Origin of the sequence: Dyella sp., assembly GCF_035503745.1 — a bacterium.
GTDB lineage: Bacteria > Pseudomonadota > Gammaproteobacteria > Xanthomonadales > Rhodanobacteraceae > Dyella_B.
Map to the genome: position 1 here is coordinate 1 of NZ_DATJTC010000030.1, position 24,041 is coordinate 24,041.

The window sequence follows — 24,041 nt, forward strand, 5'->3', positions numbered from 1 at the left end:
ACCCCCTCCCAGCCTCCCCCTGCAAGCAGGGGGAGGAGCCAAGAGCAAGCGTGGGCGTGAATCGACGGCGTAGCGTTTCCATCTCGCCGCAACCTGCCCCCTCCCCTGCGTGCAGCAGGGGAGGGTTGGGGTGGGGTGAAGCCCGTCATGGGAAGCAAGAGCATCACCCCCTCCCAGCCTCACCCTGCAAGCAAGGGGAGGAGCAAGAGGGTGCGCGCTGCTGAAAATAGGGCGGCGCATATCAAAACCCTGCCAAATGCTGCATCAGATCCCAACCCACGCTCTGCAGCGAACTGTACGCACTGCCCAGTCCGCGCAGCGCCAGCCACAGCGCGATGAAACCCATGCAGATGCTGATCGGGAAACCGACCGAGAACAGGTTCATCGACGGCGAAGCGCGACTGGTCGCGGCGAAGCCGATGTTCACCAGCAGCAGCGCCGTCATCGCGGGCAAGGCCACGCGCAGCGCACCGGAAAAGAGATTGCCGCCCGCCGCGGCTACCGCGTACAGCGATTTTTCATCCAGCCCCGTCGCGCCGGGCGGCAGCGAGCGAAAACTGTCGGCAAGCAGCGAGATCACTTGCAAATGGCCGTCCATCGCCAGGAACAGCAAGGTCACCATCACCAGGTAGAACTGGCCCAGCACCGGCACGCTGGTATTGCTGGTGGGATTGACCAATTCGGCAAAACCCAAGCCCATGCTCTGCCCGATCAGCATGCCGCCGTAGGACACCGCCTGGAACACCAGTTGCAGCACAAAGCCGATGCTGCCGCCGATCAACACCTGCGACACCATCGTGGCGGCACCGGTGCCGCTGAACAGATCCAATTGCGTGGGCGCCAACGGCGCCAGCACCATCGTCAGCACCAGCATGATCGCCACGCGGATGCGCATCGGGATCACCGTGGCGCTAAAGACCGGCGCGATCATGCAAAAGCCGCCGACGCGACCCAGTGCCCAGAGCATGCCGGACAGCCAGTGGATCAGCGCCGACATTTCGATCGTCACTTGACCGCCCCCGGCAGGCCGACGATCACCTCGTGGGTGAACTGGATCAGCGTGCGCAGCATCCACGGGCCCAGCAGCAAACCCACCGCCGCCATCGCCAACAGCTTGGGAATGAAGCTCAGCGTCATTTCGTGGATCTGCGTGGCGGCCTGGATGACGCCCACCAACAGACCCACCAGCAGTGCGGTCAGCAACAGCGGCGCGGCCACCATCATCGCCACGTACAGCGCGTGCTGGCCAAAGTTGAGCGCCCATTCCGGCGTCATGTGTAGAAACTCCCCGCCAACGTGCCGATCAGCAGCGACCAGCCGTCGACCATCACGAACAACATGATCTTGAACGGCAGCGAGATGATCGATGGCGACACCATCGCCATGCCCATCGACATCAGCACGCTCGCCACCACCACGTCGATGACCAGGAACGGGATGAACAACAGAAAGCCCATCTGGAACGCGGTCTTCAATTCGCTGGTGACGAACGCGGGCATCGCCACGCGGAAGGGCACATCATCCTTGCTGGCGTACGGCTGCTCCCTGGCCAGATGCCTGAACAGCTGCAGATCCGCATCGCGGGTCTGGTCCAGCATGAAACGCTTGAACGGCGCGGTGGCGGCAGGCAGGGCCTGGTCCGCGCTCATCTTGTGGTCCATGTACGGTTTGACGCCGTCCTGGTAGGCACGGTTGAACACCGGCGACATTACAAACATGGTCAGGAACAAGGCCAGGCCCAGCAGCACCTGGTTGGGCGGCGCCGACTGCGTGGCCAGCGCCTGGCGCAGAAAACTCAACACGATGATGATGCGCGTGAACGAGGTCATCATCAGCAGCACCGCCGGCAGCAGGGTCAGCACTGTCATCAGTGCCACCACCTGCAGCGACAGGCTCCAGTTCTGGCCCCCGCCCGCGTTTTGTACCGTCAGCACGGGAATGCCGACGGAGGAGGAAATCGGCGCAATCGGGGCAATGGGTGCGATCGCGTTGGAAGCGTTCGTGTTCGCCGCCGTGGTGGCAGTCACCGCCGCCTGCGCGCCGAACGAAACGAACAACAGCAAAGACAGGGCAAACAGCCGGCGCAGGAAGATCTTCATCCGTTGCGCCTCCAACGGCCAAGCAGTTCCGCGAACGGCGGCTGCGCGGGCACTTGCGGCGCTTCGTTGGCGACCGTGCCTTCGTAGACGTGCAGCGCGCGCACGCCGCCCGCCCCCACGCCCACCAGCAGGCGCTTGCCGTCCGCCTCGATCAACAGCACCCGTTCGCGCGCGCTGAGCTGCATCGCCTCCACGCAGCGCAGGCGGCGGCCGCCGCCGGTCTGGCGCGACTGCAGGCGCCTGGTCAGCCAGCCCGCGGCGAAGATCAGCGCCACGATGCCGCCCAGGCTCAGCACCACGCGAATCAGTTCGCCGGTGACGTTGATGTCGGGCACGCTCGCCATCGGCGCGCGTGCGAGCGTCAGCAAAGCCATGCTCATCGCAGCTTCCGCACACGTTCGGCCGGGCTGATCACGTCGGTCAGGCGGATGCCGAATTTCTCGTTGATGACGACTACTTCGCCGTGCGCCACCAGCGTGCCGTTGACGAACACGTCGAGCGGCTCGCCCGCGGCGCGGTCCAGCTCCACCACCGAGCCCTGGTTGAGCTGCAGCAGGTTGCGGATGCTGATGCGGGTGCGGCCCACTTCCATCGCCAGCGTCACCGGTACATCGAGGATCATGTCCAGGCGCACGTCGGCGTTTTCGGCGGCCGCGCCATCCAGGTTGTCGAACTCGACGCGGCTCTCGCCGTTTTTCGCGGCGCCGTTGAGAAGGTTGGCGGTATCGTTGCTCTGGTTCATACGATTTTTTCTGGTGTGAAGTCGAGGTTGGGGAGCGGCGCGCGGCGGCCTGCCGGAGTCTTGTAGCGAACGGCGTAGCGGCCGTTGGACTGGCCGTAGTGACCGCGGAACACGGGTACGTCTTCGGCGAAGATGGTGGTGACCTCCGGCAGCGTGACCGGAATCACGTCACCCACGCGAAGGCCCAGGAAGTCGCCGATGTTGATCTGCGTTTCCAGCAGCAGCGAAGTTAATTCCACTTCGGCATCCATCACTTCTTCGTGCAGGTAATTGATCCAGCGTTCGTCGCGTTCGCCCATGCGGTCGCTCTGCACGCCCGCGTCGAGCATGGTGCGAATCGGCTCGACCATCGAATAAGGCAGGGTCAGGTGAACTTCGCCGCCACCGCCGTCCAGTTCCACATGGAAACGCGACACCACCACCGTTTCGGTCGGGCTGACGATGTTGGCAAATTGCGGATTGATTTCGGAGTTGAGAAATTCGAACTGCACGTGCATGGCCGGCGCCCACGCCTCGACCATCGCGCCGAACACTTCGTTGAGCAGAATCTGGATCACCCGGTTTTCGGTCGGCGTGAAATCGCGGCCCTCGATGCGCGCGTGATAGCGCCCATCGCCGCCGAAGAAGTTGTCGATGACGGTAAACACCAGGCGCGGCTCCATCACCGCCAGTGCGGTGCCGCGCAGCGGCTTGACACGAATCAGGTTGAGATTGCTCGGCACGGCCAGGCCATGCACGTACTCGCTGAACTTCACCATCTTCACGCCCAGCACCGACACTTCGCAGGTCTTGCGCAGCACACCGAACAGGGCGGTGCGGAAGAAGCGTGCGAAGCGGTCGTTGATCATTTCCAGCGTCGGCAGGCGACCGCGCACGATGCGGTCCTGCTGCGTGAAATCGAAGTCCAGCACGGTGCCGGGCGGCGGCGGCACGTCGCTTTCGGTTTCGATCTTGCCGCCGTCCACGCCGTTGAGCAGGGCGTCGATTTCTTCCTGGGATAACAGATCGCTCATCGAGCCGTCCTCGTCACTGCATCACGAAACTGGTGAAGTACAGGGCATCCACGTCGGGCTTGCCGATCTTGTCGGCCACTACTTTGCGCACCGCATCCAGCGCCTGGTTCTGCAGCTTGACCTTGCCGGCGGTGTTGCTCAGGCCCGCGTAGGTCTGGCTGCTGAACAGCATCACCAGCGCATTGCGGATGACCGGATCGCTGTCCTTCACCGCCTGCACGGCGGCCGGATCGTGCGTCATCACCGTCACGCCCACCTGCAAGTAGCGGGTGGAATCCTGATCCTGGAAATTGACCACGAAGGCCGGATCCAGCGGTACGAACAATTCCGGCGCCTTGGCCGCCGCCGCTTCCGCGTTTGCCGCTTTCTGCCCGTGGCCCGTGAACCACCAGGCACCGCCGCCACCGAGCAACAACACCGCCATCACGCCGACCATCAACGGCATACGGCTGCCGCGCTTCTTGCCGGCAGCATTTTCTTCCTGAATCTCTTCGGCGCTAGCCATGAATAACCCCAACTCCTGTGCATGTAGTGACGCCGCGACCGGAAACGATCGGGCATGGTCTGCAGGGGTTTTAGCAAGCGGCGTGCCACCGGGAGGAATGGCGTCGTAGCGCGGTTTTTCAGCTGCGGCGCGGCGGACGATGGCGTTTTATTGACGCGTGTCGGGATGCGGACGCGGCATGGGTGTGGTGATTCTGGCGGTGGCGGCGATATCGTCGGCATCTTGCAGGGTCACTCGCCATATCCCTGGCCGGACACGCACTCGCTCCTCGCCGTCGCTCCGGCGCAGGCCCGAATCCAACGACGAAAAGCCCCGTGTAGCGCGAGGCCACGATGGGTGCTGTCGCAGCATTCCGGCATGCGCCGGAATCGTGAGCGAAGAGCGACGTTTTAGGCGAAGGCGTCGAGCAAACCCACCGCCACGCGCTGCGCGGTGGTGACGATGGAATGGTCCGCACTGTCATCCGCGCCATTGGCCGACTGCCCGCCCGATTGCTGCTGCGGCTGCCCGCCCGACTGTTGCTGCGCGCCGTGCTGTCCCACGGTGGCGTGGCCCAGCGAAAGGCCCTGCCCGCCCAGCATCTGGCCGAGCTGGCTTAGCCCCTGCTGCACGGCGGCGGCGGCGGCCGGATGCTGCGTCATGAAGGCCACGTCGACGCGGCCGTGCTGCACGCTGACCTTTACGTCGAGCGGCCCAAGGTCCTGCGGATTGAGGCGAATCTGTGCCTGCTTCAGATCCTGTCCGCTGAGCCAGGTCACTTGCTGGCCCAGTTCTTTGGCGAAACTGGAGGAATCGACCGGCGACTCCACCGCAAGGCTGTGCGTGGCGGTGCTGCCGCTCGTGCCGGCCGGCGTTGCAACCGCGGAAGTAGCCAACACGCCGCGCAGCGCGGACAAATCGTTCGGGCTTTGCGCCTGGCTGCTTGCAGCGACCGGCGATGCCTGGGCCGCTGCATGCGTACCGGCCGACAGCGCGCCGGCCAAGGCTTGAGCGGCGGCATCGGGACTTGGCGAGGACGCGTTGCTGCCATCGGTGGCGTTGACGGCGCTGTTGCCGGCATCGGCGCCATTGCCGGCATCGGCATCGTTACCGGAAGATTTCTGCGCAGCCGTGGCGGCCTGGACGAGCGCCGACGCCGTACCGCCCGCGGCCGCGCCGCCGATCTGCGTGGTCGTGGTGCTGCCCTGGTCGCTGCCCTTGCTTGTGCGCGCGGCCGTCGATGCACTGCGCTCAACCATGGTCGCCGCGCCGGCTCCCGCCTGCGCGGCATGCGCCGTCTGCTGCGCGTGGCCGCCGGCGAGCTTGACCGGCGCGTGCTTGGCTGTCGGCGTGCCTGAGCTGTCGCCGGCCGCCTGGTCGATCAGGCTCAGCACTGCGCTTGCCAGCGAGTCGGTGCTGGTGTCGTCCGAACCACTGTCCGCCGCGCCGGCCTGCCCCGTGCCGGTGGTACCGGCAGGGGTCGCGGCCTGTGTGGCCTGGGTATCGGCAGCTTGTGCAGCGCCGGCCTGGCTGCTGGTTTGCTGGCTGCCGTTCTGGCCAGCCTGCGTCGCGCGTGCGCCGTTCGATGCCTGTTGCTGTTGCTGCGCCTGTTGCTGCGCCCGCTGTTGGACCTGTTGCGATTGCTGTTGCGATTGCTGTTGGGCCTGTTGCGTTTGTTGTTGCGCCTGCTGCGCCTGTTGCTGCGCTTGCTGCTGAACCTGCTCGGCTTGCTGCGTCTGCTCGGTCTGCTGGGCCTGCTGTTGGGCCTGTTGCAGGTGCGCGTCGAACGCGGCGTCGGCGCTCTGGCTGTCGCGCGCCGACGCGGCCTGCGCCGCGCTGGCGGCGGCGGACTGGCTGGCGAGGTTGACGGCGGATAACGGACTGGCGCTCATGCGCGGATACTCATCAAGAGGGGCATCGGCATGGATGCAGCAAAATCCAAGCCAAGACCAAACGCGCCGTTCATGGCGTACCTGCGGGGCGGCGGCGATGCTGCATGCGCTCGTCCACCTCGGACTGTTCGCGCCGATCTTCGCGCTGCCGCTCCTGCGTGCGGAACCGCTCAACCACGCTGTCCAGCGCGTTTTCGCGGGCATGCGCCTGCAGCCAGCGCTCGCGCGCGCCATCCACTTGCCGCTGCAGGCGCTCGACCGTGCGGGCCTGCTGCGCGATGGCCTGGTCGATGCGTTCGACAAATTGTTGACGGTTGAGCAAGGCGCTCACCGTCAGCCCGCCGGCGGACACGCTGTAGTCTTGCCGGTAGCGCTTGAGGTCGGCCATCTGCTGCTCGGCCTGGGCCAGCTTCTGCTGCTGCTCGGCCAGGCGTTGCAAGGCGTCTTTCTGGTGCCGCTGTGCCTGATCCACCGCCGGCTGCAGGCGTTCGGACCGCGAACTCATCCGGCGATCTCCTTGGCGAGCGCGCCCAGCCTTTCCTGCGCGGCGCGCATGTCCACCGGGTCGTCCACTTCCTGCTGCAGGAAACGCACCAGGCGCGGCCACATGGCGATGGCCTGGTCGACCTGCGCGTCGGAGCCTTTCTGGTAGGCGCCCACCGCGATCAGGTCCTGGCGCTGGCGATAGGCCGAATAAACCTGGCGAAAGCGCTGCGCGGCGCGCATCTGTTCCTTGTTTACGACCGACGGCATCACGCGGCTGATCGAGGCTTCAATGTCGATCGCCGGATAGTGGCCCGCTTCGGCGAGATCGCGCGACAGCACGATATGGCCGTCCAGAATCGCGCGCGCCGCGTCGGCGATCGGATCGTGGCGGTAGTCGTCGCCTTCGGTCAGTACGGTGTAGAAGGCGGTGATGGAGCCGCGGCCTTCGGCATCGTTGCCGGCGCGTTCCACCAGTGCCGGCAGCATGGCGAACACCGACGGCGGATAACCCTTGGTCGCGGGCGGCTCGCCGATCGCCAGCGCGATTTCACGCTGCGCCTGGGCGTAGCGCGTCAAGGAATCCATCAACAGCAGCACGCGCTGGCCGCGGTCGCGGAACCATTCGGCGATCGCGGTGGCGTATTGCGCGCCGCGCAGGCGCTTGAGGGGCGGCGCGTCGGCGGGCGCGGCCACGATCACGGCGCGCTCGCGCCCTTCGTGGCCCAGCGTGTGTTCGACGAACTCTTTCACTTCGCGGCCGCGTTCGCCGATCAGGCCCACCACCACCACGTCGGCGTCGGTATAGCGCGTCATCATACCGAGCAGGGTCGATTTGCCTACGCCGGAACCTGCGAACAGGCCAAGGCGCTGGCCGCGTCCCACCGTCAAGATCGCATTGATCGCGCACACGCCGGTGTCCAGCGGAGTATCGATCGGCTTGCGCGCCATCGGGTTGATCGGTTCGCGCTTGAGGCTAGCGTGGCCTTCCGCGCGCAGCGGGCCTTCGCCATCCAGCGGCACGCCGTCGGCGCCGATGACGCGGCCCAGCAGCGCCTCGCCCACCGGCAAGCCGCCCACGCGCGCGCAAGGACGCACGCGCGCATTGGGCAACACGCCATGCATTTCGGTGACGGGCATCAAGAGCAGGCGTTCGTCGGCGAAACCCACCACTTCGGTATCCAGTTCGCTGCCGTCGGCGGCATCGACCATGCAGCGCGAACCGAGCGGCGCTTCGCAGCCTTCGGCTTCCAGCGTCAAGCCGACGACGCGGCGCAGGCGGCCTTCCACGGTCAGCAGTTGCGCATTGTGCGCACGCTGCGCGCGACGCGTGAACTGTTGTAGCCAGCGTTCGCGGCGCGCGTGTGCGGCGGCTTGCGCGTTCATGCGGGAACCTCCGCTTCGCCCTCGTCCAGATCGTCGCCGAGCACGGCATCGACCACGGCGGCCAGGCGCGTGCTGACGCGCGCATCCAGCCGCGAGCGCTGGCTTTCCAGCACGCAGTCGCCGCGCTTTAAGGCCGGATCGGCACCGAAGCGCCAATGCGGTTCCTCCGCGCCCAGTTCGCGCAAAAGATCCATGTCTTGCGGATTGACCCACACGCGCAGTTCGCGCGTGGCCGCTGGCAGTGCCGCCGCCGCTTCGCGCACGGCAAGGGCGATCAGCGCCGGATCCCGTTGCAGCTCTCGCCCGACCACGCGCTGTGCGATCACCGTGGCCAGCAAGGCCAGTTCGCGCTCGGTGGCATCGTCCAGGCTGGTCAGCGGACGCGCGGCAGCGGTGCAGATGGCATCCAGTCGCGCCAGCCGGTCATCGGTTTGTTGCTTGGCGGCGGCGCGCCCTTCGGCTACGCCCGCGGCATAGCCTTCCTCGCGCGCCTGGCGCTGGATTTCTTCCAATTCGTAGACGGTGGGACCGGGCGCCGCCTCGGCTTCGGTTTCCGGTCGCGCGAGGGGATCGCCGACGGTAGGCGGCTCCCAGCGGTCGAAGCCGGCGATTTTGTCGCGGCTAAGTACGCCGGCCATGGATTACCTCCCCGCCATTCCCTCCCCCTGCTTGCAGGAGGAGGTTGAGGGGAGGGCAAGCGCTTGCGCGCGCGTGCGAGCCGGCGCGCCAGCCGTTCCCGGCATGCAAGGGAAGGCGCCTGGCGTGGAGAACATTTTCGTGGTGTCCGCCATCACACGAACTCATCGCCGTTGGCGGTGAGGTTGATCTGCCCGGCATCGGCCAGCTTGCGCGCGATGCCCAGCACTTCTTTCTGCGCCGCATCCACTTCGCTGAGCTTGACCGGGCCTTTCACTTCCAGGTCGTCGCGCAGCATGTCGGCGGCGCGCTTGGACATGTTGGCGAAAATCTTTTCGCGCACCGCGGGCTCCGAACCCTTCAACGCCACGATCAGGCGCGCGGAAGGCACTTCGCGCAGCAACGTCTGCATGCTGCGGTCGTCGATGTCGGCAAGGTCTTCGAACACGAACATCAGTTCTTCGATCTTGCCGCCGAGGCCCGAATCCTGGGTGCGGATCGCACTCATCAGTTCCTGTTCGCGCGAGGTTTCCATCGCGTTGAGGATCGCCGCCGCCGCCTTCAGGCCGCCCACGGTGGCCGATTTCAATTTGGAGGAGGTGCCGGAGAATTGGCGTTCCATGATTTCATCGAGTTCGTTCAGCGCCTGCGGCTGCACACCATCGAGATTGGCAATGCGCATCACCGCGTCGCTGCGCGTGCGGGCGGGCAGGTAGCCGATGACTTCGGCGGCCTGGTCCGGCTCCAGATGCGCCAGCACCAGCGCGATGATCTGCGGGTGCTCCATGCCGATCATCTCGGCGATGGCGCGGCTTTCCATCCACTTCAGCGATTCCAGGCCCTTGGTGGAGCGGCCGAGCAGGATGCGGTCGATCAGGCTGCCGGCCTTGGTTTCGCCCAGCGCGTTGACCAGCACCTTGCGGATGTATTCCTCGGTACCGACGCCCAGCGCGGTCTGCCGGCCGATGTCGTCGCTGAGCTTGCCCAGCACCATTTCGACCTGGTCGCGCGAGACGTTGCTCAACGTGGCCATGGCCGTACCGACCGCCTGCACGTCGCGCGCGCTCAGGTGCTTGAGCACCTCGGCGGCATCTTGCTCGCCCAGCGTCAATAACAGGATGGCGGCGCGCTGCGCGCCGTTGAGCGCTGCCTCAGCCACCATCGTCGCCCACCCAATTCATGACTACCTGAGCGACTTGCTTGGGGTTTTCCTGCACCAGCTTGCGCGCCAGGCCAATTTTCTGTTCGTAGGCCATGCTCTGGATCTGCGGCTGGCTGATGCGTACCTGGTCTGGGCGATCGTCCTGCGGATCATCATTGATGCGCACCGACACGGTGGGAATGGGGCCGGCCAGCGCCGGCATCGGCTCGGGCCCGCGCAACAAGCCCTTGAGCATCGGCTTCAACAAGCCGAAGGCGATCAGCACCGCGATCAGGATGCCCGCGCCCTGCTTGATCAGGTCGAGCACGCCCGGACGCTGCCAGAACGACTCGCTGACCGGCGCGCTGTTATCGACCGGCGTATCGGAGAACGCTTCGTTGACGACGCTTACGCTGTCGCCGCGCTGCTGGTCGAAACCCACCACGTTCTTGGTCAGCTCGGTAAGGTGCTGCAACTCTTGTGCGGTGAGCGGCACGCTCTTGCCCTTGCCATCGACGGGGGCCTTGTTGTCGACCACCACCGCGACGGTCAGGCGCGCCAGGCGCCCGGCCGGATCGCTGACGTGGCTGATGGTGCGTCCCAGTTCGTAATTGCGGGTGGAACTGGATGATGTATCGATAGGCGTGGACGCCTGCGCAGCGGCCGCGTTGGCGGCGGGAGCGGCGGCGGTGCCGGGCGCGGCACCCGCGTTGGGCTTGGCGGCGGTGGGCTGCGCCACGGTATTGGGCGGCTGGTTGCTCAGCGCGCCGGCCACTTCGCCGGCGCCGCCGTCACGCTTCTGGTCGCTGCTGGTCTGTTCGCTGCGCAGCGCCGGCTTGTCGCTGTCGTAGCTCTCGCTGGCTTTTTCGGTCTGACTGAAATCCAGATCCACATCCACTTGCGCGCGCACGCGGCCGACGCCAACCAGCGGCGTGAGCAGATCCTCGATGCGCTGTGCGTAGCTGTTTTCCATGCGCGTGGCCAGGCGCATGCGCGTGTCGTCGATCGCGCCGGGGCTATCGGGATCGGAAGTGGTGAGCAGCACGCCCTGCTGATCCACGACCGATACCTGCGAGGGATCGAGATCGGGCACGCTGGCCGACACCAGATGCACGATCGCCGAAACCTGGCTGCTGTCGAGCTGGCGGCCGGGATACAAGGTGAGCAGCACCGAAGCGCTGGCCGGGCGATTGTCGCGAATGAACGCCGACTGCTTGGGCAGCGCCAAATGCACGCGCGCCGCGCGCACAAACTGCAGGCCGGCGATGGTGTTGCCCAGGTCCGTCTCCAGCATTTCCTGGTAATGCTTGCTTTCGGCCATGTCGCTCATGCCGAACGGCGAATCGTTCTGCGGCATCGTGCCGCCGGCGGTACTGCCTTGCGGCAGGCCCTGGCTGGCCAGGCGCAGGCGCGTATCGGCCAGCACGTCGGCCGGCACCGAAATGGAAGCGCCGTCGGGGCCCAGGCGATAGGGTGTATTGCTGGTTTGCAGCGCCTGCGTTACTGCGGCGGCGTCCTTCGGATCAAGTCCCGCATACAGCAAGGCGAAGTTCGGGCCGCGCGACCACAGCACGATGGCAACGCCCAGCGCCACGGCACCGGCCACGCCCACCAGCAACAGCAAAAGGCGCGTAGTCGGATTGCGCAGGATGCTTTTGAGCTGATCCTGGCGCGAAGCGTTGTCGGGCGCGATAGCGTTTTCGGCCATGAAAACTACTCAACCTGTGGGCGTCGTGCGGGGTGGGGGCAAAGGCGTCGATCAGACTTGCATGTTCATGATCGTGGTGTAGGCGTCGGTGAGCTTGTTGCGCACCTCCACCAGGCCACGAAACGCGAGGTCGGCTTTCTGTCCGGCGATGGCGGTCTTGACGATGTCCGAACCCGGATCGCCGCGCTCGAAGGCATTGATCTGCTGCTGCGCGTCGTTCTGCTGCGAAGCCACCGCATTGAGCGATTGCTTGAAGATCGAACCGAAATCCACGCCGGGCGAACTGCCCGAGGTCGGCGAAGCCGAGCCCGGCGAAGTGGAAGACAACGTTCCCGATGCCTGCGCACTAAGCGCGCGCATCTGCGAAAGCACACTGCTGACGTCGATCTGACTCATGACGAATTTCCAACGCGTGAACGGTTATGAAGGGCTTCAAGCAACGGCCGTGCCATTCTGCGCCGACGTATCGTTGGCGCGCGCGCACGACTGCAAACCGTATTTGCGCAGCTTTTCCACCAGCGTCGTGCGCTGCATGCGCAGCAACTTGGCCGCATGCGCCACTACGCCGTCGGTGATGTCGAGTGCTTGACGGATCAAGCCCACTTCGATGTCGGCCAGATGGTCTTTGAGGTCCACGCCACCTTCGGGCAGCAGGACTTCCGTCTCCAGCGCGACGCGGCCCTGCGAGGGCGCCGGTTTGTTCTGGCCGTCGAGCATGGCGCGCAGGATGCTGCCGCTGGCTTCGTCGATCGGCTGCATGCCGCGGTATTTTTCCGGCAGGTCGCCGGCGCGCACTTCGCTGTTGGGATACAGGATGGCCAGGCGTTCGACCAGGTTGGACAGCTCGCGCACGTTGCCCGGCCAGGTGTGCTGGCGCAGTGCCTGCAACGCACTGCCGCTAAAGCGCACGGTGCTCAGGCCGCGGCGCTGCAGGCGCTGGTTGAATTCGCCGATCAGCTCGGGCATGTCTTCCAGGTGCTCGCGCAGGGCGGGCATTTCCAGCGGGAACACGCTCAGGCGGTAATAGAGGTCTTCGCGGAAGCGGCCGTCGGTGGTGGCCTGCTCCAGGTTGCGGTGGGTGGCGGCGATGATGCGCACGTCGCAGCGCTGGGTGCGATTGCTGCCCACGCGCTCGTACACGCGTTCTTGCAGCACGCGCAAAAGCTTCACCTGCATCGGCAGGCTCATGTCGCCGATTTCGTCCAGGAACAGCGTGCCGCCCTCGGCCATCTCGAAGCGGCCCTTGCGCGTGCTGATCGCGCCGGTGAAGGCACCCTTCTCATGGCCGAACAGTTCGCTTTCGAGCAGCTCCGCGGGAATTGCGCCGCAGTTGATCGCAACGAACGGTTTGTCGCGACGCGGCGAGCAGTCGTGGATGGCACGCGCCACCATTTCCTTGCCGGTGCCCGATTCGCCCAGCACCAGCACGCTGGAATCGAACGGCGACACCTGGCGGATCAGCGCATTGACGCGACCCATCGCGGGCGAGCCGCCGACCAGGCGCAGCACGGAACTGTTGATGCGCGGCGGCGGCGAGCGACGCACGGCTTCGGCCAGGCGCTCGTAGCGCAGCGGAAAGTCGAGCACTTCCACCTGCGCGCCATGGGCAGCATCGGCGCTTGTCATGCGCGCCAGTTGTGGGGAGTCGGCGCCGACGAGCACCAGGGTCTGGTTGGCCGCCACGTCGATCGATGCCAGCAGTTGTTCGCAGGCCGCGGCGTCGGCGATGGTTCCGATATAAACGGCGCGCCATTCGCGCTCAATCGAATCGGCCGGCTGCGCTTTGTCCCAACGCTGAGGGAAATACCCCATAAATTGCATGGCCGACGCAACGATGTCGGCGCGCGTTTCGTTTGATTCGATGATAAGCACGTTGCTGTTTGGCATGAGTACGAGTCCTGCTTCGTTACCGCTGACTACTGTTGAACAATCACGTTTCCCATCCCAAGCGTGTTGTCCCCTGCGTGTCAGGTATCCGTCGCGACACATGAAATGGGTGAGCAAGAAGAACGCCAAAAAAATTGCTGCCCAAAGTGTCTGCTCGTGCCTTATGTGACGAATTTCTCTCCCGATCGTTGCGCCAATTCACATCGCCGAATCTGTTGCAGCGCGCAAGAATACGTTTACATCAACCACTTAGAACGTTTTCGTGGTGTGCCCTGAAACGTCACCCGACGCCGCGTTTTCCTCGTGCCAAACCCGGGCCGGCGGGATTTCGGCGTGCATGGATGTTCCGTCGCGTGATAGCGATCACATTCCGTGCTTGCTGCCCAACACACTTTCCGTCGCGCCCGCCAAACGGGCCTCTGCCACTTTGCGGCGATGGTGACAAAAAACGAAACGTTCCAACCCATCCTCGACCAGTTCGCTCATTTCACAAAAGTAAACGAAAGCGTTGCCGTTACCGAGGGAATGCCCCTTTCGGGCGGCCAATTCCAGCGGCAAGGCGCGGCAGGCGTCGAAGTGCAGGCGCACCAATAAGGTGTCGGCCGGCGGCAACAGGCTTTCGGGCAGCACCGCGCCCACCGCGTTGAAACGCACCGCATGGCGTGCCGGCAGCAGGCTGTCGGGCACCAGCGTGCGGTCGATAATGTCCAGCAAGACATTGATTTTGCTGTCCATTCGCTGCAGTTCTTGCATCAGCGGGCTGTCGTCGTCGGGGTTTTCCACACGCCGCTCGTCGAACGAGGCCAGCGCGCGCAGCACGTGCAGGTTGCGTTCGTTATAGCGTGCGATCGCCTCGGGGACCGGCTCCAACGCCTCGGCCGCCACATGCGGCTGCCCCTGATAGGCCATCCGTTGGGAGAATTCCTGCCATCTTTCGTATGTTTGCATGATGCGACTCCCGGCCAGGCCAGGGCGGAATGGGCGGCATGCCGGATTTACGCATAACCGATGCCGTGGATGCTATGCGTCGCGCCGGGCTACGCCGCGCCCCCAAGGGAGGCACGCGGCCTATCGGGACGAGGCGATATAGGTGCGCAGCGCGCGATGGTTGTACCGGTGCTGGTCCAGCTGCTTGTGCAACGCAGCACGCGCGCCCTCGGCAAGGGCCAGCAAGGTCTGGTTGTGCTTGAGCAGGGCCGCCACGAGCTGTCGCTCGCCCGCACCCAGCGGCTCGGCGCCGCACTTGCGCAGGCTGCGTTGGCGCTCGGCATCGAGCTGGCTGACGCGGTCCCAGTTGTCGCCGGCGGCGGCATCGAGCATGCCCACGGTCAGCTCCAGGGCACGCGTGAGCGGGGCCGATGCCGGCTCGTTCATGGCGTGACGGCCTGCAGCTTGCCCTGCTCGGCCAGAAATTGGACGCGGATGGCGGCCCAGGCTTCGCGGATCGGCTTGATCAAGCGTTCGCTTTCGTCCAGCGCGCGCAGGTCGTCGTTGAGCTGGGCATGGATCAGCCGGCGGCCGATATAGTCGTACAAGGCATCCAGCCGTCCGGTCAGCACCGGCTCCACGTCGTGGTTGAGGCTGCGGCGCAATTCGCCCAGGATGCCGATCGCCTTTGAAAAAGCCTGGCCCTTGGCGGGGATGTCCTTATGCAGGATGTGTCCCTTGGCCTGGTTGATACGATCGACCAGGCCATCCAGCAGCATGGCGATCAACTGGTGCCGGTCGGCGCCTTCGACGCTGCCCTGCGCCTTGGTCTGGCGGTAAAGCGCGCTTGGATTTCGCATCGCGTAGCTCATGGTGCTTGATCCCTACTCCCTGTTCTTCGATCAGCCGCTGCTGCTACTGCTCTGTTTTTCCAGATCAGTCAGGTAGGAGCTGGTGTTGTTGAGCGAGGACATCAACGTATCGAGGTTGGAGTACTGCTTGACCAGCTGCTCCTGGTAGGTGGCCATGCGCGCATTGAGCGCGGTCTGCTGGGTACCCAGGTTGGTGACATCTGTCTGCAGGTCGTTGATGCGGGTTTGAAGAATGCCGCTGCTGTTGGTGTAGCTGGTAACCAGGTTGCTCAGCTGGGTACCGACGCCGTTGGCGCTGCTGAACAGGTTCTGCACCGCCGAAGGGTCGCTGCTCAGTTCGTTGCTGAGCGTGTCGCTGTTGAGCGACAGGCTGCCGTCGCTGTTGCGGGTGATGCCCAGGGATGCCAGGTTGCCGATGCTGTTGCCTTGCAAGGTGTTGCTTATCACCTGCGAAATCTGGTTCTGGATCGCGGCCAGGGTTGGATCGCCCAGCAGCACGCCCGCCTCGCCGGTGGAGCTGTTGTAGCTGGCCAGCTCGCTCACGTCGCTGTTGTAGGCGTTGTAGGCGGTGACGAAGTCGTTCACCGCGGTGGTGATCGGCGTGGTGCTTTGCGCGATGGTGAGCGTGGAAGTGCCGGTGGAGGTGAGATCCATCGTCACGCCGGTCAGCACGCCGCTGACGTTGTTGCTGGAACTGGTGGCGGCAATGCCATCCACGGTGAGTTCGGCATCCTGGGCCGCGCCCGTGCCAGGCGAATTGAGCTGGTTGGCGAGCGTGGTGAGTCCGCTGCTGCTGTTGGTGCCGGCGCTCACGGTGAAGGCATTGGCGGTGCCGGTTTCGGTGGAGGTCAGCACCAGCTGCTCGCCGCCGGTGCCCGCCACCACCGCGGCGCTGACGCCGGGGTTGTCGCTGGCGCTGTTGATGTTGCTGGCGATGGTTTCCAGGTCGTCGGAAGAGGACACCGTCAGGTCCAGGGTCTTGCCGCCCACGGTGATGTCCAGCTCGCCGCCGCCCACCCCGGCACCGCTGGCGTAGGCGCTGCTGACGCTGGTCTGCGCCGTGGCCAACTGGGTCACGTCGATGGCGTAGCTGCCGGGCGTGGCATCGGGCAGCGTGGTAGCGGTGCCCACGCCACTGGCCGAGGTGCTGTTGGCGGAGAACGTGGCGTTGTAGGTTTGGTAGGTGCTGCTGGAAGTAAGCTCCGACAGTGCGGTCTGCAGGCCCGTGAGCGCGGTGCTGAGCGCGGTCAGGCCGGCGATCTGCGCGTTGTCGGTATTGGTCTGGTTGGTGATGTCCGCCTGCGGCGCGGATTCGGCGGCATTGACCAGCGCGGTGATGATCGAGCTGACGTCCAGGCCCGAACCCAGGCCCAGCGAGCTTAGGATGCCGGTGCCGGAAATATTGGCGACCGAGGAACCGGTGCTGCCCGAGGAAGACGTGCTGGAGGAAGAACCGGTCACCGCGCTGGCTAGCGCGCTGGAGGAACTTCCAACACTGGAAATGCTGCTCATGTGAGACCTCGCAATTCATCCTGCCGAATGGGGGCGCAGTCGCCGCCGCTCGCCAAGCTGCCGATAAAACCCTCACATTCGACTTGAAGGCTTTAGCCGCCGCTCGCGTAAGTTTTCTGGCGGCGCGTGCGCCGCCAGAACCCTTTTAAGCAAAATCCCGGCCATGGCCTGATCGCCATGGCCGGTGGTGCCTGTTACTGGAGCAACTTCAGGATGTTCTGCGGTTCGGAGTTGGCCGTTGCCAGCACCGAGATACCCGCCTGCTGCAGCACCTGCGCCTGGCTCAACACCGCCGTTTCCGCGGCAAAGTCAGTGTCCTGAATCGAGGACTGCGAGGAGGTCAGGTTGGTCTGCTGCGAGCTCAGCGTGGAGATGTCGGACTGGAAGCGGTCCTGCACCGCACCGAAGGTGCTCGACAGCGTACTGACCTGCGACAGGGCCGCATCGACGCGGGAGATCAGCTGGTTGGCATCGTCCACCGTCAAAACATCGCCGCCCGACAGCGAACCGGACGCCGACAGCGCGCCGCCGACATAGGCCGCACCCGTGGCCGCCAGGCCCGTGGCCGCGCTGCCCAGACCGCTGGCACCGAACGCCGTGGTGTTGCCGCTGGCCGTGAGGGTGGTGAAGCCGGCGCCCGAAGAGCCCGCCGACGCACCGGTGACGCTGGAGCCGTCAACGGCCAGTTCGCCCGAGGAGTAGATGTTGATGCCGCCGCTGGCATTCACGGCCGCGCTCACACCGTCGATACCCGCGGCGTTGATGGCGTTGACCACGTCCTGCGAGCTCGAAGCCGTGCCGCCGGTGAACGTGAAGGAGGTGCCGTCCGCGCCGGTGATCGACAGGCCGCTCAGGCTCAGCGAAGCGCCGGTACCGCCGGTGGCATCGACGAACGCGCCGCTGATGTTGCCGGTGGAGATTTCCGACACCTGGCCCAGCTGGCTCGTGGTGGCGCCACCGCCCAGACCCACATCGATGGCCTGGCCGACGTTGGCGCCGACCTGGAACGACAGGCTGCTGGAGGAGCCGTTCAGCACATTGATGCCGTTGAACGAAGTCTGGTTGGCGATGGTGTTGATCTGCGACAGGTACTGCTGAACCGTGGTGTTGATGTCCGCACGGTCCGAAGCCTGGTACGTACCGTTGGCCGACTGCACCGCCAGATCGCGGATCGACTGCAGGTTGGAAGTGATCTGGCTCAGCGCCGAACCGGCCGTCTGCGACAGGTTGATGGCATCGGTGGCGTTCTGGCTGGCCTGGCTCAGGCCGCCGATCTGGGTCTGGAAGTTCTGGACAATGGCGTAACCGGCCGCGTTGTCGGCGGCGGTGTTGATCTTCAGACCCGAGGAAAGGTCTTCGGTCGCGGTGCTCAGCTGGCTGGACGAAGTCGTCAGGTTGTTCTGAGCTTGCAGCGAAGAAACGTTGGTATTGAGAATAAGTGACATGGAAGTCTCCTGGAACCGGTAATGTGTACTCAAGCCGGCGGTCCAGTGGCTGCAATGCCAACCGCCTCGGAGACTTTTTCGGCGCACGCCGGGAATACTTAAGCGCATGGCGCTAAGAAATCTTCTGTTCGCTCAAGGAGATGAGCAAAAAAATGTGATGCATTGCGCCTAAAGGTTTTGCGGTTGCTGTCGAAGACGACGCCGAACGCCCTCTCCCTTGGCATGTCGTCATGGCGGCGACGGCCGCCATCCGGGGCTCATTGGCGCGCCGAGCACTCCCTCCCTATATAGAAGCCGTGCCCTGCGGGCGTCCATTTGCGCCGGATGACTTGCTCCGCTCGCCGCGTCCGGGACCGTCCGTGGAACATTGCGCGCTTGCTGCGGCCTTCGCCGGCATCGCGGCCCGGGCATCGCCGCACTTGGCACCAAGCTTGCTCCTTACCTCCCGTAGCCGGTGCCGGCACGCCAAAGCGTCGGAATTCTGACGCTTGCGCGCCGCACCTCATGACTTTAGGCGAGGAAATCACATGCGGTGTGTGCTTGCGATCTGCGCGGTCTTCAAGGACGAGGTCGCGTATTTGCGCGAATGGGTCGAGTTCCATCAATTGATGGGCGTGGAGCGGTTCTACCTCTACAACAACAACAGCTCCGACCGTTACCTGGACGCCTTGCAGACGCATATCGAGTCCGGCGCGGTCGTGCTGCACGAATGGCCGCAGCATCCGGCACAGCTGCAGGTCTACGAACATTGCCTCAAGACCCACGGCGGCGAGGCCGACTGGATCGCTTTCCTCGACGTGGACGAATTCCTGTTCTCGCCCAAAGCGCGACTGCTGCCCGATGTGCTGGCCGACTACGCCGACTACCCCGCCGTGGGCGTGAACTGGGTGATGTTCGGCTCCGGCGGACACAAGGAAAAACCCAAAGGCGGCGTGCTGGAAAATTTCCTGCGCCGCGGCGACATCAACGGCGGGGTGAAATACGCGCACCTGCGCCTGCCCGATGGCAGCTACCGCTCGGAAAATTCGCACATCAAGAGCATCGTGCAGCCGTCCAAGGTGGCCAGCTGCCCCAATCCGCACTATATGCTCTACAAGAACGATGCGCGCGCGGTCGACGAAAACGGCCGGCCGATCGACGGCCCGTTCACCGACACGGTGTCGGTGCAGCACCTGCGCATCAACCACTACTGGAGCAAGTCCGAAGAAGAGTGCCGCTACAAGTTCAGCAAAGGCTTCGCCGACGGCAACGGCAGCCGCGACTGGAACGAATACCTGCTGCACGAGGAAGTACTCAACAGCGTGCACGACGACACCGTGCTGCGCGTGGTCGCGCAGCTCGGCACCGAGCCGCCCACGTGGCCGCTGGAAAGCTTCGTGCGCAACGACGAAGGCGTGTATCACTCGCCGCTGCGCGACCGCCCCGCGCACAAGGGCATCCATGGCACCGCCATGCGCCTGTTCGACGTGATGCAACAATCCACCGATACCAGCCTTTTTTCGCCGGTGCTGGCCAAGGAAATCCATGGCCGCACCGCCGCACCGCAGCTGTCGCCGCGGCGCGCGAACGCCCTGCATGCGCTCGAAGACATCGCCATCGGCAGCCGCGTGTTGCAATTAGGTGTCGGCGGCGGCGTGCTGGCGCAGGCGTGGATCGAACGCGGCTGCCATGTCGATGCGGTGGAATTTGCGCCGCACTGGGCACGCGTTGCCGCCGCGCGCCTGCGCGAGCAGCCCAACGCGCGCGTGTTCCAGGCCAGCCTGCGCGAGCTGGAACTGCGGCCCGAATACGACCTCGTCGCACTGGATTTCAACAACGATTACGCCGAAGCATGGCCACGCGGCGATGCCTTGCGCGAAGCCATCGCCGTCGCCGCCCGTGCGCTCAAACCGGACGGCGTGCTGTGGCTGTCGGCGGGCAACCGCATGGCCGATCCGGGCAACGGCACGCTGCTTACGCGTCATCAACTGGAAGCGGCGCTGCATTCGGCGGGCCTGGTGCAGATAGACACGCACCTGGCTTTCCCCGATGCACAGCTGCCCGAACTGCTGATCGCCGCGTCGGCGCTTGCCGCGGACTGCACCCTGCGCGTGGACGAACTGATCGCCCAGCGCCCGCTGCTGCGCGATGCGGGCCAGGAGGCGGCGCAATGGGCACGGCACCATGAAGCAGGCACCCTGGGTCAATACGCGCCGGGCCTGCTGCTGGTGGCGCGTCGTGAAGGCGTACCCTCGCCGCTGCGTGCCCACTTGCTGGCACAGGTCTACGTGGACAACCGCGTCCCTGCGCTCAATACCGTTACCGATTACCTGCGCGGCGGCGATGGCATCGACGTGGTGCCGCGTCCGTTGCTGCCCAACCTGCACTGGCAGACCGCCGGCTTCGAACAGGTACACCAAGCGCACGCCTACACGCACGACGATCGTTCGCTGCTGGTGGAGATCCGCAAAGCCATCCACGCGCGCCGCACCGATCGCATGATTGCCTTGCTGCGCCAGTGGGGCGCGCTGGTCTACGCGCAAGCCGACGACGAAGACAAGATTCCACCCGAATGGCTCGATGCCCTGCCCGCAAACGTCTTCATCGGCACCGACGGCGGCCTGGCGTTCCGCCACGGCGAATGGCGCGCGCAGCAGCCGATCGAGAAACAGATCCCGGTGTACGTGGGCTTGTGGCAGATCGCCTACGAAGACGGCCTGGAAGCGCTGCTGGGCATCGCCTCGCCGATACAGCGCGTTACCTGGCTGTGCAAGCGCCTGCTGATCGACGCCTCCGCCGAGTGGATCGGCCACGGCCGCAACATCAACGAATCGTTCGCGCGCGAAATTCACGAGGGCGATTGCTGGAACCGCACCGACCGCCACCTGAAAGTGCTGCCCGACTGGCTGGTGCCGCCACCGCCGTCGGATCTATACAAGCACTGGCAGTCACAGCAGCAACTGAGCGACGTAGCGATCAAGCAGGCGCTGGGGCATATCGAGCGCCATGGCACGCCACGTATTCTGATCGCGGTGATCGACCCGGCCGGCGACGCCGATGCGGTGGCCTTCACCGAGGCCAGCCTCGCGGCACAGCACTACGCGCAGCACCGGCTCGCCGTCCTTTCCGGAGACGAGGACCTGATACCGCGCCTGAACCGCGCGATCCAGGACAGCGACGCCGACTGGGTGCAAGTGGTGTACGCGGGCGACATGCTGCATCCGGCGATGCTGCTGCTCCTGGCCGAACGCGCAGCCACGCAGGCGCAGCTGGGGGCGATCTATTTCGACGAGGACACGCACAACAAAGGCGTGTTCGAACAGCCGATCTTCAAGCCCGATTTCAATCTCGACATGCTACGCAGCTACCCCTATGCCGGCCGCGCGCTGGCGTTCAAGCGCGAACGCTTCGTCGCGCTGGGCGGGCTGCAGGAAAACTACGGCGATCTGGCCAGCTACGACTTGCTGTTTCGCCTTTTGGAAGCGGACGGCCTGCATGCGATCGGTCACATTGGCGAGGTGATGCATCGCGCCGCGTTGCCGTATGCGCAGTGGCTGGCCGGCGAAGCGGTGAAGGTGCATAGCGCCAGCATCGTATCCAGTCATTTGCAGCGCTTGGGCATTGCGCACACGATGGAACCCGGCGCCCTGCCCGGCTTCAATCGCGTGTTGTACCAGCACCATCGGCAGCCGCCCGTATCGATCATCGTGCCGACCAAGGATCAGTTGCCGATCCTCAACGGCCTGCTCGACAGCCTGTTGTCCAAGACCACGTATCAGAACTACGAAGTACTGATCGTGGACAACAACACCGAGGAACCGGCCGCGCTCGCGTATCTGGCCGGCATCGAGCAACTCCACAGCACGCAGTTGCGCGTGCTGCGCTATCCGCATCCGTTCAATTACTCGGCGATCAACAACTTCGCCGCCGCGCAGGCGCGCGGCGAATACCTGATCCTGCTCAACAACGACACCGCCGTGCTGCACGGCGACTGGATCGAAGCGCTGCTCAATCACGCGCAGCGGCCGGAAGTGGGCATCGTCGGCGCCAAGCTGCATTACCCCGATGGCCGCATCCAGCACGGCGGCGTAGTGCTGGGCCTGCGCGGCCCGGCCGACCATCCCTTCATCGGCCAGCCGATGGAAGCGGACGGCTATATGCATCGCCTGCGCGTGGATCAAAACTACACCGCCGTCACCGCCGCCTGCCTGATGATCCGCAAATCGGTGTACGAGCAGGTAGGCGGGCTCGACGAGCAGGACTTCAAGGTGTCCTACAACGACGTCGATCTGTGCCTGAAGGTGGACAAGGCCGGCTATCTCACTGTGTGGACGCCGTATGCCCGGCTGATGCACCTGGGCAGCGTCAGCCAGACCAAGGTGGACAAGACCGCACAAGACGCCAAGCAGAAGCGCTTCCAGGGCGAGCAGAACGCGATGTACCGCAAGTGGCTGCCGCGCATCGCGCGAGACCCCGCCTACAGCATCAACCTGAGCATCGACGGCATGGGCTTTGAACTGGACGCACAACGCGTCAAAGGCTGGCAGCCCTTCAGCAAGCCCCTGCTGCCGCGCCTGTTCTGCGTGGCGGCCGACTCGCACGGCTGCGGCCACTATCGCATCGTGCAGCCGTTCAACTCGATGCAGCGCAAAGGCCTGGCCGAAGGCATGATTGCCGGCGTGCATCTGTCGCCGGTGGCGATGGAACGCTTCCAGCCGACCTCGCTGGTGCTGCAGCGCCAGGTCACCGACCAGCAGATCAAGCTGCTGGAGAGTTACCGCGACTTCTCGCGCGCGTTCAAGGTGTTCGAACTGGACGACCTGATCCAGCAGATTCCGATCAAGAGCCACTTCCACGGCCTGATGCCCAAGGACATCGTCAAGTCGCTGCGCCGTTCGCTCTCCACCGTGGATCGCTTCGTGGTCTCCACCGATGCGCTGGCCGAACAGTTCAAGGGCTTCCATGCGGACATCCGCGTCGTGCAGAACCGATTGCCGACCGACTGGTGGGGCAACCTGCCCGCCAGCGAGCGCCGCGTGGGACGCAAGCCGCGCGTGGGCTGGGGCGGCGGCTCCAGCCACCGTGGCGATCTGGAACTGATCGCCGACGTGGTGCGCGATCTCGCCGACGAAGTGGAATGGGTGTTCTTCGGCATGTGTCCGGACAAACTGCGCCCCTACATCCACGAATTCCACAACGGCGTGCCGATCGAAGAATACCCACGCAAACTCGCCTCGCTCAACCTCGACCTTGCGCTGGCCCCGCTGGAAAACAACATCTTCAACGAATGCAAAAGCAACCTGCGCCTGCTGGAGTACGGCGCGTGCGGCTTCCCCGTGATCGCCACCGATATCGTCTGCTACCAGACCGATCTGCCCGTGACCCGCGTCAGGAACCGTTACAAAGATTGGGTCGACGCCATCCGCATGCACCTGGCGGACCTCGACCAAACCGCACGCACCGGCGACGCCCTGCGCGACGCCGTGCACAAAGACTGGATGCTGAGCGAAGACAAACTCATCGAATGGCGCACCGCATGGCTACCAAACTAAACCGCCGCACCACCCTCTCCCCTTCCGTGATGCAACACAGCCAGTTTGTGAACCTGTGGCTGAAGCAGACACCCGGACCGCATGAGATACGCATGCAACAACAACGCCGCCACGGCGTGCTTTACGACGCGGTGCATGCCTACACCCTACCCGCGACCAAGGCTCACCGCCACTAGCGCAACTGAGTTTGGACTGGAATTTCGGGGCACCTTGCGCGCCCCTTTTTTTGCCCGGCTATCGGCGGCGAATGGCAAAATCCGCCTTGGCGGCCCGCAGCGCCACC

At 64.9% G+C, this 24,041-nt stretch carries 22 protein-coding genes; 2 read left to right on the forward strand and 20 right to left on the reverse strand.

The window, feature by feature from the left end; translation table 11 throughout:
• Positions 1-241: 241 nt before the first annotated feature.
• From fliR to VME63_RS11985, 20 genes are all read right to left on the reverse strand, one after another.
• Positions 242-1,009, reverse strand: a complete 768-nt coding sequence (gene fliR, locus VME63_RS11890; protein ID WP_325433548.1) for a flagellar biosynthetic protein FliR — start codon at positions 1,007-1,009, stop codon at positions 242-244.
• A complete protein-coding gene (fliQ, locus tag VME63_RS11895) occupies positions 1,006-1,275 on the reverse strand; it encodes a flagellar biosynthesis protein FliQ (RefSeq protein WP_325433550.1) in 270 nt (89 codons plus the stop codon). The genes fliR and fliQ overlap by 4 nt, the downstream gene beginning before the upstream one ends.
• Positions 1,272-2,099, reverse strand: a complete 828-nt coding sequence (gene fliP / locus VME63_RS11900) for a flagellar type III secretion system pore protein FliP (RefSeq protein WP_325433552.1) — start codon at positions 2,097-2,099, stop codon at positions 1,272-1,274. The genes fliQ and fliP overlap by 4 nt, the downstream gene beginning before the upstream one ends.
• Complete coding sequence (fliO, locus tag VME63_RS11905) at positions 2,096-2,479, reverse strand: flagellar biosynthetic protein FliO (RefSeq protein WP_325433554.1); 384 nt, start codon at positions 2,477-2,479, stop codon at positions 2,096-2,098. Before fliO ends, fliP begins: the two co-directional genes overlap by 4 nt.
• A complete protein-coding gene (gene fliN, locus VME63_RS11910) occupies positions 2,476-2,841 on the reverse strand; it encodes a flagellar motor switch protein FliN (RefSeq protein ID WP_414648252.1) in 366 nt (121 codons plus the stop codon). The genes fliO and fliN overlap by 4 nt, the downstream gene beginning before the upstream one ends.
• Positions 2,838-3,854, reverse strand: a complete 1,017-nt coding sequence (gene fliM / locus VME63_RS11915) for a flagellar motor switch protein FliM (protein WP_325433556.1) — start codon at positions 3,852-3,854, stop codon at positions 2,838-2,840. Before fliM ends, fliN begins: the two co-directional genes overlap by 4 nt.
• Before the next feature lie 13 nt (positions 3,855-3,867).
• Positions 3,868-4,359 (reverse strand): flagellar basal body-associated FliL family protein, encoded by a 492-nt coding sequence (locus VME63_RS11920; protein WP_325433558.1) that lies wholly within the window; start codon positions 4,357-4,359, stop codon positions 3,868-3,870.
• A gap of 389 nt (positions 4,360-4,748) precedes the next feature.
• On the reverse strand, positions 4,749-6,230 hold the full coding sequence (locus VME63_RS11925) for a flagellar hook-length control protein FliK (protein WP_325433560.1): 1,482 nt from the start codon (positions 6,228-6,230) through the stop codon (positions 4,749-4,751).
• Positions 6,231-6,300: 70 nt separating this feature from the next.
• Positions 6,301-6,735 carry a flagellar export protein FliJ gene (fliJ, locus tag VME63_RS11930; RefSeq protein WP_325433562.1) on the reverse strand — a complete coding sequence of 145 codons (435 nt, stop codon included), beginning with the start codon at positions 6,733-6,735 and terminating at the stop codon, positions 6,301-6,303.
• A complete protein-coding gene (gene fliI / locus VME63_RS11935) occupies positions 6,732-8,099 on the reverse strand; it encodes a flagellar protein export ATPase FliI (protein ID WP_325433564.1) in 1,368 nt (455 codons plus the stop codon). Before fliI ends, fliJ begins: the two co-directional genes overlap by 4 nt.
• Complete coding sequence (locus tag VME63_RS11940; RefSeq protein ID WP_325433566.1) at positions 8,096-8,737, reverse strand: FliH/SctL family protein; 642 nt, start codon at positions 8,735-8,737, stop codon at positions 8,096-8,098. The genes fliI and VME63_RS11940 overlap by 4 nt, the downstream gene beginning before the upstream one ends.
• 152 nt (positions 8,738-8,889) lie before the next feature.
• Positions 8,890-9,897 carry a flagellar motor switch protein FliG gene (gene fliG, locus VME63_RS11945; RefSeq protein ID WP_325433568.1) on the reverse strand — a complete coding sequence of 336 codons (1,008 nt, stop codon included), beginning with the start codon at positions 9,895-9,897 and terminating at the stop codon, positions 8,890-8,892.
• Positions 9,887-11,584 (reverse strand): flagellar basal-body MS-ring/collar protein FliF, encoded by a 1,698-nt coding sequence (fliF, locus tag VME63_RS11950; RefSeq protein WP_325433570.1) that lies wholly within the window; start codon positions 11,582-11,584, stop codon positions 9,887-9,889. Before fliF ends, fliG begins: the two co-directional genes overlap by 11 nt.
• Positions 11,585-11,635: 51 nt before the next feature.
• Positions 11,636-11,980, reverse strand: a complete 345-nt coding sequence (gene fliE / locus VME63_RS11955) for a flagellar hook-basal body complex protein FliE (RefSeq protein WP_325433573.1) — start codon at positions 11,978-11,980, stop codon at positions 11,636-11,638.
• 36 nt (positions 11,981-12,016) lie between these two features.
• Positions 12,017-13,471, reverse strand: coding sequence for a sigma-54-dependent Fis family transcriptional regulator (locus VME63_RS11960; protein ID WP_325433575.1), 1,455 nt, complete (start codon positions 13,469-13,471; stop codon positions 12,017-12,019).
• A 363-nt stretch (positions 13,472-13,834) separates the two neighbouring features.
• The gene (locus tag VME63_RS11965; protein ID WP_325433577.1) at positions 13,835-14,419 is read right to left on the reverse strand and encodes a PilZ domain-containing protein; all 585 of its coding nucleotides are present in this window, start codon (positions 14,417-14,419) and stop codon (positions 13,835-13,837) included.
• Between the two features lie 120 nt (positions 14,420-14,539).
• Positions 14,540-14,845: a flagellar protein FliT gene (locus tag VME63_RS11970; protein ID WP_325433579.1), complete on the reverse strand. Its 306-nt coding sequence runs from the start codon at positions 14,843-14,845 to the stop codon at positions 14,540-14,542.
• Complete coding sequence (gene fliS, locus VME63_RS11975) at positions 14,842-15,270, reverse strand: flagellar export chaperone FliS (protein WP_325433581.1); 429 nt, start codon at positions 15,268-15,270, stop codon at positions 14,842-14,844. Before fliS ends, VME63_RS11970 begins: the two co-directional genes overlap by 4 nt.
• 30 nt (positions 15,271-15,300) lie before the next feature.
• Positions 15,301-16,782, reverse strand: a complete 1,482-nt coding sequence (fliD, locus tag VME63_RS11980) for a flagellar filament capping protein FliD (protein ID WP_325433582.1) — start codon at positions 16,780-16,782, stop codon at positions 15,301-15,303.
• 194 nt (positions 16,783-16,976) lie between these two features.
• Positions 16,977-18,227 carry a flagellin gene (locus VME63_RS11985; RefSeq protein ID WP_325433583.1) on the reverse strand — a complete coding sequence of 417 codons (1,251 nt, stop codon included), beginning with the start codon at positions 18,225-18,227 and terminating at the stop codon, positions 16,977-16,979.
• A 527-nt stretch (positions 18,228-18,754) separates the two neighbouring features.
• Here VME63_RS11985 and VME63_RS11990 point away from each other — a divergent pair.
• Together VME63_RS11990 and VME63_RS11995 are read left to right on the forward strand one after the other, a co-directional pair.
• Positions 18,755-23,758 carry a glycosyltransferase family 92 protein gene (locus VME63_RS11990; protein WP_325433584.1) on the forward strand — a complete coding sequence of 1,668 codons (5,004 nt, stop codon included), beginning with the start codon at positions 18,755-18,757 and terminating at the stop codon, positions 23,756-23,758.
• Complete coding sequence (locus VME63_RS11995) at positions 23,743-23,934, forward strand: hypothetical protein (protein WP_325433585.1); 192 nt, start codon at positions 23,743-23,745, stop codon at positions 23,932-23,934. Before VME63_RS11990 ends, VME63_RS11995 begins: the two co-directional genes overlap by 16 nt.
• Positions 23,935-24,041 lie beyond the last annotated feature (107 nt).